This is a genomic window from Streptomyces sp. NPDC091371, from assembly GCF_040684275.1.
Taxonomy (GTDB): domain Bacteria; phylum Actinomycetota; class Actinomycetes; order Streptomycetales; family Streptomycetaceae; genus Streptomyces.
This window is the reverse complement of the sequence record NZ_JBFBFP010000039.1, coordinates 66,110-76,828: the sequence shown is the minus strand read 5'-3', so window position 1 is coordinate 76,828 and position 10,719 is coordinate 66,110. Positions and strand designations below refer to the sequence as shown.

General features: G+C 72.0%; 12 protein-coding genes. 5 read left to right on the top strand and 7 right to left on the bottom strand.

Annotated features, from left to right (window positions below; translation table 11 throughout):
- Positions 1-258: 258 nt before the first annotated feature.
- Positions 259-789 (bottom strand): GNAT family N-acetyltransferase, encoded by a 531-nt coding sequence (locus tag AB0O21_RS31040; protein WP_365176248.1) that lies wholly within the window; start codon positions 787-789, stop codon positions 259-261.
- 104 nt (positions 790-893) lie between these two features.
- Here AB0O21_RS31040 and AB0O21_RS31035 point away from each other — a divergent pair, with 104 nt between their 5' ends.
- On the top strand, positions 894-2,177 hold the full coding sequence (locus AB0O21_RS31035; RefSeq protein WP_365176246.1) for a geranylgeranyl reductase family protein: 1,284 nt from the start codon (positions 894-896) through the stop codon (positions 2,175-2,177).
- Here the strand turns inward: AB0O21_RS31035 and AB0O21_RS31030 are convergent.
- From AB0O21_RS31030 to AB0O21_RS31010, 5 genes are read right to left on the bottom strand one after another with little or no spacing between them, the layout of a single operon-like run.
- Positions 2,174-2,428, bottom strand: a complete 255-nt coding sequence (locus AB0O21_RS31030; RefSeq protein ID WP_365176244.1) for a hypothetical protein — start codon at positions 2,426-2,428, stop codon at positions 2,174-2,176. The genes AB0O21_RS31035 and AB0O21_RS31030 overlap by 4 nt on opposite strands.
- Before the next feature lie 44 nt (positions 2,429-2,472).
- Positions 2,473-3,720, bottom strand: a complete 1,248-nt coding sequence (locus AB0O21_RS31025) for an ABC transporter permease (protein WP_365176242.1) — start codon at positions 3,718-3,720, stop codon at positions 2,473-2,475.
- Positions 3,717-4,439 (bottom strand): ABC transporter ATP-binding protein, encoded by a 723-nt coding sequence (locus tag AB0O21_RS31020; protein WP_365176240.1) that lies wholly within the window; start codon positions 4,437-4,439, stop codon positions 3,717-3,719. Before AB0O21_RS31020 ends, AB0O21_RS31025 begins: the two co-directional genes overlap by 4 nt.
- Positions 4,436-6,406 carry a peptidoglycan-binding protein gene (locus tag AB0O21_RS31015; RefSeq protein WP_365176238.1) on the bottom strand — a complete coding sequence of 657 codons (1,971 nt, stop codon included), beginning with the start codon at positions 6,404-6,406 and terminating at the stop codon, positions 4,436-4,438. The genes AB0O21_RS31020 and AB0O21_RS31015 overlap by 4 nt, the downstream gene beginning before the upstream one ends.
- Positions 6,403-6,891 carry a hypothetical protein gene (locus AB0O21_RS31010; RefSeq protein WP_365176236.1) on the bottom strand — a complete coding sequence of 163 codons (489 nt, stop codon included), beginning with the start codon at positions 6,889-6,891 and terminating at the stop codon, positions 6,403-6,405. Before AB0O21_RS31010 ends, AB0O21_RS31015 begins: the two co-directional genes overlap by 4 nt.
- A 247-nt stretch (positions 6,892-7,138) precedes the next feature.
- On the opposite strand from AB0O21_RS31010, the gene AB0O21_RS31005 reads away from it, so the two are divergent.
- Both AB0O21_RS31005 and AB0O21_RS31000 read left to right on the top strand, forming a co-directional pair.
- Positions 7,139-7,549: a peptidase inhibitor family I36 protein gene (locus AB0O21_RS31005; RefSeq protein WP_365176234.1), complete on the top strand. Its 411-nt coding sequence runs from the start codon at positions 7,139-7,141 to the stop codon at positions 7,547-7,549.
- Between the two features lie 54 nt (positions 7,550-7,603).
- Positions 7,604-8,575: a hypothetical protein gene (locus AB0O21_RS31000; RefSeq protein WP_365176232.1), complete on the top strand. Its 972-nt coding sequence runs from the start codon at positions 7,604-7,606 to the stop codon at positions 8,573-8,575.
- Positions 8,576-8,636: 61 nt separating this feature from the next.
- Here the strand turns inward: AB0O21_RS31000 and AB0O21_RS30995 are convergent, their stop codons facing one another.
- Positions 8,637-9,092 carry a hypothetical protein gene (locus AB0O21_RS30995; protein ID WP_365176230.1) on the bottom strand — a complete coding sequence of 152 codons (456 nt, stop codon included), beginning with the start codon at positions 9,090-9,092 and terminating at the stop codon, positions 8,637-8,639.
- Between the two features lie 214 nt (positions 9,093-9,306).
- On the opposite strand from AB0O21_RS30995, the gene AB0O21_RS30990 reads away from it, so the two are divergent.
- Together AB0O21_RS30990 and AB0O21_RS30985 are read left to right on the top strand one after the other, a co-directional pair.
- Positions 9,307-9,717 carry a hypothetical protein gene (locus AB0O21_RS30990; protein WP_365176228.1) on the top strand — a complete coding sequence of 137 codons (411 nt, stop codon included), beginning with the start codon at positions 9,307-9,309 and terminating at the stop codon, positions 9,715-9,717.
- A complete protein-coding gene (locus tag AB0O21_RS30985) occupies positions 9,717-10,676 on the top strand; it encodes a hypothetical protein (RefSeq protein WP_365176226.1) in 960 nt (319 codons plus the stop codon). The genes AB0O21_RS30990 and AB0O21_RS30985 overlap by 1 nt, the downstream gene beginning before the upstream one ends.
- Positions 10,677-10,719: the final 43 nt, after the last annotated feature.

Here is a 10,719-nt window from a genome sequence, read left to right as displayed (position 1 = left end):
CGATCGCGAAGCGACGCGACGACGAAGGAGGAGCGCCCTTTACAGGCCGGCCCGACACGGAAGGACTATGGGACTGACGGGAAACCCCCCAGGACATCTCTGATTCCGCCCAGCCTGGACCCCGCCAACCGCGCAGCCCCCGCCCCACAGCCGGGGGCGGGCGGGCAAACACCGCCCTGCCACCACGCCCCGAGGGGGAAAGGTCCCGCACGCGCGTGAACCCGTACCCCCGGACCCGGCCCCGCCCCCGCCCCGCCCTCACCCCCGCCCGAGCGTCAGCTCGTACCGCCTGCCGTACCTCGTGCCGCCCGGCAGGGGGAAGCGGTCGGCCAGGGTCATGCCCAGGCGTTCGGCCACCGCGCTGGAGCGGAGGTTCTCGTCGTCGATCATCGCCACCACGTGGGGGACCCCCGCCTCCCGTACGCGTTCCAGGGTGGCCAGGGCGGCGGCGTACGCGTAGCCCTTGCCCCACGCGGAGCGGCCGAGGCGCCAGCCGATCTCGATCTCGCCGACCGGCCCCCACGCCTTCTCCTCCGGCCACGGCTGCGCGCCCGTGAAGCCGAGCACCTGGCCCGCGTCGTCCAGCACGGTCCACAGGCAGTAGCCGAGCTGTGCGTCGTGCATGCGCTGGCGCGCGGTGATCTCCTCGTAGAAGGACAGCTCCGCGGGGCCGCCGAGGAACTCCATGACGTCGGGGTCGTGGAAGGTCCGGTGCCAGGCGAAGGCGTCCTCGTCGGTGGGTACGCGCAGCTGTATGGCGGGGAGCGGCCGGGTCGGCGAGGTGTTCATCGGGGCAGCCCTTCGGATCGCGATCTCTCTCGCTGCATAGACTGCACATGTCCGGTGCCGTTGGGCACCCTTTATCGAGTAACGAGCCTTCGGGAGACCCCGCTGTGACCGAGCCCCTCTCCGAACACTCCGCGGACGTGATCGTCGTCGGGGCCGGGCCCGCCGGCTCGACCACCGCCTACTACCTCGCCAAGGCCGGACTGGACGTCCTGCTGCTGGAGAAGACGGCCTTCCCCCGGGAGAAGGTCTGCGGCGACGGGCTGACCCCGCGCGCCACCAAGCAGCTGGTGGCGATGGGCATCGACATCTCCGAAGAGGCGGGCTGGCTCCGCAACAAGGGCCTGCGCATCATCGGCGGCGGGCAGCGGCTCCAGCTGGACTGGCCGGAGCTCGCCTCCTTCCCGGACTACGGGCTCGTCCGCAAGCGCGACGACTTCGACGAGACCCTGGCCCGCCAGGCGCAGAAGGCGGGCGCCCGCCTGTACGAGCGCTGCAACGTGGGCGAGCCGGTCCGCGACCCGCGGACCGGGCACATCACCGGCGTTCAGGCGAAGCTGGGGGAGGAGAAGACCCCGGTCACCTTCCACGCCCCGCTGGTCGTCGCGGCCGACGGCAACTCCTCGCGCCTCTCCCTCGCGATGGGCCTGCACCGGCGCGAGGACCGGCCGATGGGTGTGGCCGTCCGTACGTACTTCACCTCGCCCCGCCACGACGACGACTACCTGGAGTCCTGGCTGGAGCTGTGGGACCGGCGCGGCGCGCAGGACCGGCTGCTGCCCGGCTACGGCTGGATCTTCGGCATGGGCGACGGTACGTCGAACGTCGGCCTCGGCATCCTCAACTCTTCCTCCGCCTTCAAGGAGCTGGACTGGCGCGAGGTCCTCAAGGCCTGGTGCGCGTCCATGCCGGAGGACTGGGGCTACACCCCCGAGAACATGACCCAGCCGATCCGCGGCGCGGCCCTGCCGATGGCCTTCAACCGGCAGCCGCACTACACCAAGGGCCTGCTGCTGGTCGGTGACGCGGGCGGGCTGGTCAACCCGTTCAACGGCGAAGGCATCGCGTACGCGATGGAGTCGGGCCAGATCGCGGCCGACGTCATCGTGCAGGCCCACGCCCGGTCCACCCCGGCGCAGCGCGAGCTGGCGCTGCACAACTACCCGAAGGTGCTCAAGGAGACCTACGGCGGCTACTACACGCTGGGCCGCGCCTTCGTGAAGCTGATCGGCAACCCGAAGGTGATGAAGGTGGCCACGCAGCGCGGCCTGACGCACCCGGTGCTGATGAGGTTCACGCTGAAGATGCTGGCCAACCTCACGGACCCGACGGGCGGCGACGCGATGGACCGCATCATCAACGGTCTCTCGAAGGTGGCCCCGAGGGCCTAGTGCTCCGTGCCCGTGTCCGCGCCGTCGCCGTGCACCGTGCGCACGGCGCGGGCCAGCAGGGCCAGGCCGCACACCAGCAGTGCCCCGGAGGCGGTCCAGCCGAGTCCGAGGGTGAGGGGGTGGCCGGGCTTCTGCCAGGGGCGGGCGGTGGTCAGCAGCCAGCCGCCCACGGCCAGCATGCCGAGGCCCAGCGCGGCCGGCAGGGCGGTGGGGTCGCCGGGCCCGTGGTCCTCGTACGGCTTCGGGTTCACGGGGCCACCGCCTTAGGGGTCGAACAGTCGGATCGCGCCGTGGCCTATCTTCGCAGGGCCTCGGCCGGTTCGATACGGGCCGCCCGCCAGGCGGGATAGAGGCCGGCCAGCAGTCCGGTGACCAGCCCGACGGCGGGGGCCGCGGCGACGGTGGCCGGGTGGATCACGGGGGTCCAGTCGCGGGCGAGGGAGACGGCGACCACGGTCAGTTCGCCGAGCGAGGTCCCGACGAGCCCGCCGAGCGCGCCCAGCGCCGCCGACTCGGTGAGGAACTGGGCCGACACGTGCCGCCCCCGGGCGCCGAGCGCGCGGCGCAGTCCGATCTCGCCGGTCCGCTCCAGCACGGCGACGAGGGTGGTGTTGGCGATCCCCACCGCGCCGATGACCAGGCAGATCCCGGCGAGGAGCAGGAAGAGCGCGCTCAGGTCGGAGGTGACGCCGGAGCGCAGCATCCGCGGGTCGGGCGGCGGTACGGCCTTGAGGTACTCGGGGTGGTCGGGGCGCAGGGCGAGCGGGGCGAGGTCGGCGACCTGGCGGGCGGCGCCGAGTTCGGTGGCGATCAGCATGCTCGCGCTGCCGGGGGAGGGCTGCCCCCACAGTTCCTCGGCGGTGGCGCGGGGCACGAGCACGGACAGCAGGTTCTCCGGCTTGCGCTCCACGTCGGAGATGATCCCCGCGACGGTGAAGGGCTCCTGCCCGATGTAGAGCGCGGGCCGGGTGGCGAGGGTGGTGATGCCCAGGCGGCCCGCGAGTCCGGCGCCGATGACGACCACGCGCTGTCTGCTCTGCTCGGAGAACTCGTCGTAGAGGCGGCCCTCCTGGAGGGTGGGCACGAGGGCGGCGACGGCTCCGGGGGAGGCGGCGACGACGGACGCGCCGCTGGTGGACGTCCCGCCGGCGGACCCGCCGCCGCTGGAGGGGAGGGAGCCGAGGGTGGTCCGCGAGTCCAGCCGTACCGTCCACAGCACTCCGGCGTGCTCGATTCCGGCGACGGCGCGCAGCCGCTGCTCGGCGTCGGCGGGGAAGCCGGGTCCGGCGAACTGGTCCTGCTGGGAGGCCACGTCCTCGACGGTCACTTCGGTGGCGGTCAGGACGTTGAACCGGCCGTCGATCTGGGAGGAGATGGTGGCGGTGAGGCCGAGCACGGCCACGAAGCTGCCGACGCCGAGGACGGTGCCGAGGGCGGTGAGCACGGCCCGGCCGGGGCGGCGCAGCATGCCGGCGACGGCCTCGGAGAGCGCGTCGCGTACGGACAGCCGGGTCGGCTGGACGGCGCGCTGGACTTTGCTCACGTGCGCAGCCGCCCGTCGTGGATGGTGACGGTCCGGGCGCCGCGCCGGGCCACTTCGGGGTCGTGGGTGATGACGAGGACGGTCATCCCGGAGGTGTGCAGTTCGTCCAGCAGCCCCAGTACGGAGGCCGCGTTGGCGGAGTCGAGGTTGCCGGTGGGCTCGTCGCACAGCAGGAGCGAGGGCCGTCCGACGAGGGCGCGGGCGATGGCCACGCGCTGGCGTTCGCCACCGGACAGCCGCCCGGGCACGGCTCCGGCGCGGTGCCCGAGGCCGACCTGGTCGAGCGCCTCGCGGGCCCGTACGAGGCGCTGCGCGCGCGGTGTTCCGGTGTAGAGCATGGCGAGGGTGACGTTCTCCAGGGCGGACCGGTGGGGCAGGAGGTGGAAGGACTGGAACACGAACCCGATCCGGCGGCCGCGCAGGGCGGTGCGCTCGCGGTCGGGGAGGGCGGCGGTGTCGATGCCGTCGAGGAGGTAGTGGCCGCTGGTGGGGGAGTCGAGCAGCCCGGCGACGTTGAGGAAGGTGGACTTCCCGGAGCCGGAGGGCCCGACGACGGTGATGAACTCGCCGCGCTCCACGACGAGCTCGCAGGGGTGCAGGGCCTCGACGGGCGGCGGGCCGGGGTAGGTGAGGCCGACCCCGCGGAACTCGATGACGGGGGCGGCGCCCGGCTCCGGCACCGGCTGCCTCACGGGGCGGCGCGGGCGGGGGAACCTCACGCGGCGGCCCCCGGGGCGGGGGCGGGGGCGGTTTCCGTGCGGGTGCCGGTGCCGGTGCCTGCTCCCGTGTCGGTGCAGGTCCATGTGCCGGTGCCGGTTTCCGCGCCGGTGCCCGTGCCGGTGCCGGTCCCCGTGCCCGTGCCCGTGCCGGTTCCGGTCCCCGTGCCCGTGTTCGTGCGGGTCCACGTGCCGGTGCCCGTGTCGGTCCGCGTGCCGGTACTCGTGCCTGTGTCAGGGGCGGCCTGCGTGGCGATGGCGAGGGTGGTGCCGGTCTGTGGGCTGGTGCTGGTCGCCGGGCCGGCGGCGCCGGACTTGGTCGGTCCCTTCGGCGCCTTGCCCGGCTGCTGGGGGGCGATGCCGATGACGACGCGGGCGCCGGCCGCGAGCTCGCCGTCCCGGACGGGGGTCACGGCCACGTAGCCGTCGCCGCTGGTGCCGGTCCGGACGGGGATGCGCCGCTGGGTGCCGTCGGCGGACACGGCGGTGACGAGGGTCTGGCCGTCGGGGCTCGCGGACACCGCGGTGACCGGGACCACGAGGGCCTCGCCGTCGGTGGCGGCGGACTCGATGGTCAGCCGGACGTCCTGCCCGGCGAAGCCGGCGGGCAGCGGCTGGTCGGCGCGGACCACCATCCGGTAGCCGAGATCGGCTCCGCCGCCGCCTCCCTTGGCCTGGGCGCCGTCGCCCTGCCCGCCCTGTCCGCCCTGCCCGTTCTGCTGTCCGGTCGTCTGGCCGTTCTGCTGGCCGGTGGACCGCTCGGTGGCGACCAGTGCCACCTTGCCGCGGGCGTCGGTGCCGGCGACCTCGGAGGAGACCACCACGGTCATGCCCGGGCGCAGCAGCTGCTTCTTGTCCTCCTTGAGGTACGCCTCGACGACGAGCTCCCCCGCGGAGAGCGTGAGGACCGACCCGGAGACGGGGCCGCCGATCCGGCCGGTGACGGCGCTGACCCGGGCGGGGAAGGACCCGAGGAACACGGTCTCGGAGGCGGGGAGCATCGGCCCGTCGGCGGCTTCGGCGGCCGTCAGCTTGACCCGGGCCTCGGCGAGCGCCTGCCGGGCGCGCGCGAGGGACCGGCCGGAGTCGCCCGTCGAGCCGCCCGTCGCGCCGGAGGACTTCCCGGGTGCGGAGGTGGGGCCGGGGGGCGTCGTCTTGCCCCCGGGGTCCGGCGTGGTGCCGGGGTTCTCGGGCGCGGTCGAGGGAGCCGGCCCGCCGGAGCCGCCACCCGAACCACCGGAACCGCCCGAGCCGGCGGCGGCGGTCGCGTCCTCGACGGCCCACTGCGCCGACCGTACGGCCTCCCGCGCGGCCTTGAGCGCCTCCCCGCCGTCCGCGACCGCGGGCAGCGGGTCGTAGCCGACGGCCTTGTAGCGCGCGGCGAGCGCGGTCTTCGTACCGGCGCCGAACACGCCCTTCGGGTCGCCGCCCGTGCTGTGTCCGAGCTCGCGCAGCGCTTGCTGCAGCTGGGCCACGTCGTCACCGGTGGCGCCCGGCTTGAGGTCCCGGTAGACCGGCAGGGTCCCCCTGAGGGTGAACACGGGCCGCCCGGACACCTCGGCCAGCAGCTGCCCGGCCGCGACCGGGTCCCCGGCCTTGAGCGGCAGCTTCGTCACCACGGGCGCGCCGGTGCCCTCACCGGAGCGGGGCTGCGGGGCCACCTCGACGCTCTGGTCGGCGACGACGGTCCCGCGCATCACCACCTTCTGCGCGAGCACCCGCCGCTCGACCTCCGCGGTCAGTACTCCCTGCGCGGGCGGCCCGGTCTCGGCGGCGACCTGCGCGGGGGACTTCACCAGGGTGGTGGCCAGCAAGCCGCCGAGGGCCATCAGCGCGGCCCCGCCGACGACCCCGAGCACGACCCGCCGGCCGCGGGCGAGCCCGCCGGCCTCCGGTTCGGCCTTCTCCTCGGCGGCGCGGTCCTGCTCGGCTCCGGTCACGTCCACGACGACATCCTGCAGTTCACTCATCCGCCGAGGACACCCTTGCCGGAGCCCCGGTCGGGCATGCACTTTTTGACGGCGTCCAGGTGCTGCGTCTTGAGCTCGGTCATCTGCTCCGTGGTCACGGCGCGGTCGCCGATCTGCCCGGTTACCGGATCGGGATCCGGGTACCAGGAGACGCCGTTCTCGCGCAGGCACTTGGACTCCGCTTGGGCGGCGGCCAGCCTCTTCGGGTCGGCCGGCTCGGGAGAGGGCGGCGGCGGGACCTTGTCCTTGCACGCTTCCTGGGCGGCGGGGAGCTTCTCTATGGACGCCGGATCGTCCTTCTTCACGCGGGGTGCACCGTAGTCGGTGTGCGTGATCTTCACCCCGTTGGCCTTGAGGCAGTCGTGGTAGGCGATGTCCTCCTTGGTGGGCGGAGGGCTGTCGCTTGCCTTGGGCTCGCCGTCACCCGAGCAGGCGGTGAGTGCGAGGGACGCGGCGATGAACAGGGCGGTGGCGTACTTGCGCATGCTGGCGCTTCCCTCGGGATGGGAGTGTGGAATGGGAGCGTCCGTGCGACGGGTAAGAGTGCGAACGCGGTTCGTGATCCTAAGGAGAGATCCCGTACGACTACAAGTCCCCTTCAGTGCAACTTTTCTGACGGTTCATGGGCTGAGAAGCAGCTTGTGCGCCACGTACTTGTGTCGTTAACTCCCCTTCGACCTCAGGCGGTTTCGGAATGCCGAACTGTCTATTTCTACGATGGGGAATGTGCGAATGAACAAGAACCTGCGTGGATTACGTCTCGCGGCCGCCCCTGCGGCAATTGCGGTCGCCATGTTGGTCGGGGCGGCCGCTCCCGCCTCGGCGTGGGCCCGTGACGGCTATCTCGAGCCGGAGGAGATGGGGCTGTACTACCTGGTCAACCGCGGCGGCTGCGTCTTCGACTACAACAACAACGAAGAGACGCTCACGGACAACCAGTTCAACGGTCCCGCCGGCTGCGACGGTCGAACGAAAGGGGTGAACGACAACACGGAGTCCTACTGGAACCGTGACAATGTCGGCTGGTACGTGTACACGGACTGGAAGTACGGCGGAATCAAGGGCTCCATTCCGAGCGGCTACACGGGGAACGCGAGCGCCAACTACAAGAACAAGATCAGCTCGTCGAGCTGGTACTGGTAGGCATTCGGAGCCACAGGTCAGCAGGAACACCTCGGTAGCGAAGGAACCCACCAGATGCCACCCACACAGCGCCGCCGGTTCGCCGCGGCAGCCGCCCTGTTGGCAGCGACCCTCCTGTCAGGGTGCGCGGGCTCAGGTGGGAAGACGGGCAAGAGCGGCGGCGAACCCGCCCTCGGCCCCGTCTCCATGAACCCCGCCACGATCTCACTCTCGTTTCCGATGGACGCCTACATGGACACGGACGGTGAGCGCGGGCGGATGGACGCCGCACAGTACAGGCTGACCGCCCAGTGCATGGCCCGCTACGGGTTCCCCTACGAGCAGCCGGCGAAGCCCGCCACCGGCGGCGCCACCTCGAAGGAGGACCGGCATCAGAACATGTTCGGGATCAACGACCCCGCGTACGCGGCGGCGTACGGGTACTCCCTGGACTCGGGGCGTGCGCGTCCGCCCCGACCGACGCAGCCGCAGCTCAGCGACAGTGCGTCCACGGTCCTGCACGGTCAGCGCCCCGACGACAAGGGGCAGGGCAACCCCGGCCCGATGAGTGACGAGGAAGCCCAGGTAGCGGACAGCGGTATCACCGTCGGCGGGCAGAAGGTGCCTGCCGGGGGCTGCCAGCGGGAGGGGTACCGCAAGCTCTACACGCCGACGAAGGACAGTGTGGACCTGCTGTTCACCTTCGGCCTCGCCTCGGAGGCGCACACCCGGGCGCAGGAGGACTCCCGGGTCGTGGACGTGCTCGCGAAGTGGTCGGGGTGCATGGCCAAGGCCGGGTACGGCGGCGTCAAGTCGCCGTACGAGGTGGTTCAGACGCTGGGCATCGGCGACGACCCGGCCGGGCCCAAGGCGATCGCCGTCGCCACTGCGGACGTCGCGTGCAAGCGCGAGGTGAACCTCGTCGGGATCTGGGCGGCTGCCGAGAAGGCCTACCAGGAGCGGCTCGTCGAGGAGCACGCCGAGACCCTCGCCCTGTACAAGAAGCAGCGCGACGCCCGCTTCAAGCTGGCGGCCTCGCTCGCCTGAGCCCGCCGCGCGCGCTGCGCCCGCCGACCGGCCCCGGTCTTCTCGGCCGGGGCCGCTCCGGCTACCCCGCGATCCGGCACTTGCGCAGGGCGCCGACGTGGTCCCGCTTGAGGCTCGCCCGCTGTTCCTCGGTCAGCCCGCGGTCGGTGAACTCGCCGGTGACCGGATCCGGGTCCGGGTACCAGGTGACGCCCTCGGCCCGCATGCAGTCCGTCTTCTTCTGCTCCGCGGCGATGGCCTCGGGGGAGGCCTGCCGGGGGGTGGGCGGCGGCGGGAGCTTGCCGGCGCAGGCGGCCTCGGCCGCGGCCTGCTTCTCCAGGGGCTGGGTCTTGTCCACGCGGGGCGCCCCGTGGTCCGTGTGCACGATCTTCAGGCCCTGGCTCTGGAGGCAGTCGTAGTACGCGATTTCCGCCGCGCTGGGCGGCGGGCTGTCGCTCGCCTTGGGTTCTCCGTCACCTCCGCACCCTGTCAGGGATATGCAGATGAGGAGAAGCGGGGCGAAATGGCGTGCGTGCACGGCTGGGGTTTCCCTTGTGGCAGTAGAAGTGGAATTCGCGGCTCCGTGGCCAGGAGTGGCGAGGGCGTGCCGGGTGAGAGTAGGGGTGCGCGGCGGGAGCGTGCAACGTGCATACCGGACACGGACCTGACGGGCCGTTAGGCGCGATTCCGACTAGACGCGGGATTCCTCCGGGCCGTTGAATCCGGCTCACCCGAAAAGAGAGGCACGTGTGATGAATCGAGCAGCGGGAAAGCTGGCGTCCGGTTGTGTTGCCGCGGTTTCGGCAGGTGCGATTCTGCTGGGTGCGGCAGGGCCTTCGGCCGCCTATGGCAAGGACGGAAACCTGGAAGGCGACGAGCTTGGACTTTACTACCTGACGGGCCAGTCGGGTTGTGTCTTCGACCTGTATACGAATGACATGAACTTCGCCGACGACACCTTCAAGCCCACGTGCAACGGCATGTACAAGGGCGTGAACGACAACACCGAGTCCTATCTGAACCGGGACGCCGTCGCCTGGAAGGTGGGTACCGACAAGGACCTGGACGGCAATGTCGGTGAGATCCCGTCCAAGTACGTGGGCAATGCCTCCGCCACGTTCAAGAACAGGATCAGCTCGGCCGCGTACACCCTCCACCCCTGATGCCCGCCGTCCGCGCGGTCCGCGCCGCCTCCGCCGTCCTGCTGACCGGGGCGCTGCTGTCCGCCTGCGGTGGCGCCGGCGGCGCCACCGGCGGTGAACCCGAGCTCGGTCCGATCGAGGTCAATCCGGCCACGGCCGCGCTGTCCCTCCCCATGGACGCGTACACGGACACCGAGGCCGAGCGCATCCGGATGGGCCAGGTCCAGCAGACCCTGGTCTCCCGGTGCATGGCCCGGTACGGGTTCGCGTACGAGGGCGTGCGCGCGGCCGAGCCCTCAGCGGCGGGGGCGCCCGATGACCGGCACCGGTACCTCTTCGGGCTGGCCGATCCGCAGTTCGCCGCGGTCCACGGCTACGACAAGTCCGCCGACGGGGCGACCCCGCCCAAACCGGCCGCCCCGCAGCTGAGCGACAGCGCGTACGTGGTCATGAACGGCGAACAGCGGGGAGCCCAGGGAGGCAAGCCGCTGGACGCGCCCACCGAGGAGGAGGCCGCGCAGCTCGACAGCGGTCTGACGGCGGCCGGGCAGAAGGTGCCGGCCGGCGGGTGCGGGCGGGAGGGGTACCGGAAGCTGTACGCGCCGACGAGGGACAGCGTGGACCTGCTCTTCGCCTTCGGGCTGGCATCCGAGGCGCACGAGCGGACGAAGCAGGACTCCCGCGTCGCGGGCGCGCTGAGGAAATGGTCGGCGTGCATGGACAAGTCCGGATACAGCGGGATCGATACGCCTTATGACGTCGTCGAGAAGCTGGGCCTGGAGAACGAGAGGGGCGGCCCCCGGGCCGTCACCGCGGCGAAGGCCGATGTCGCCTGCAAGCGCGAGGTGAACCTGGTCGGGATCTGGGCGGCGGCCGAGAAGGCCTACCAGCAGCGGCTCGTCGAGGAGCACGCCGAGACCCTCGCGCTGTACAAGAAGCAGCGCGAGGAGCGCTTCAAACTGGCGGCCTCGCTCGTCTGAGGCGGCCGCGGGCACGCCGAAGGGCCGGTACTCCACCCCCGAG

Excerpts from the sequence above, each read along its gene's own strand:
- AB0O21_RS31040 (WP_365176248.1), bottom strand. The coding sequence starts at position 789 with ATGAACACCTCGCCGACCCGGCCGCTCCCCGCCATACAGCTGCGCGTA.
- AB0O21_RS31015 (WP_365176238.1), bottom strand. The coding sequence starts at position 6,406 with ATGAGTGAACTGCAGGATGTCGTCGTGGACGTGACCGGAGCCGAGCAG.
- AB0O21_RS31010 (WP_365176236.1), bottom strand. The coding sequence starts at position 6,891 with ATGCGCAAGTACGCCACCGCCCTGTTCATCGCCGCGTCCCTCGCACTC.
- AB0O21_RS31005 (WP_365176234.1), top strand. The coding sequence starts at position 7,139 with ATGAACAAGAACCTGCGTGGATTACGTCTCGCGGCCGCCCCTGCGGCA.
- AB0O21_RS31000 (WP_365176232.1), top strand. The coding sequence starts at position 7,604 with ATGCCACCCACACAGCGCCGCCGGTTCGCCGCGGCAGCCGCCCTGTTG.
- AB0O21_RS30990 (WP_365176228.1), top strand. The coding sequence starts at position 9,307 with ATGAATCGAGCAGCGGGAAAGCTGGCGTCCGGTTGTGTTGCCGCGGTT.
- AB0O21_RS30985 (WP_365176226.1), top strand. The coding sequence starts at position 9,717 with ATGCCCGCCGTCCGCGCGGTCCGCGCCGCCTCCGCCGTCCTGCTGACC.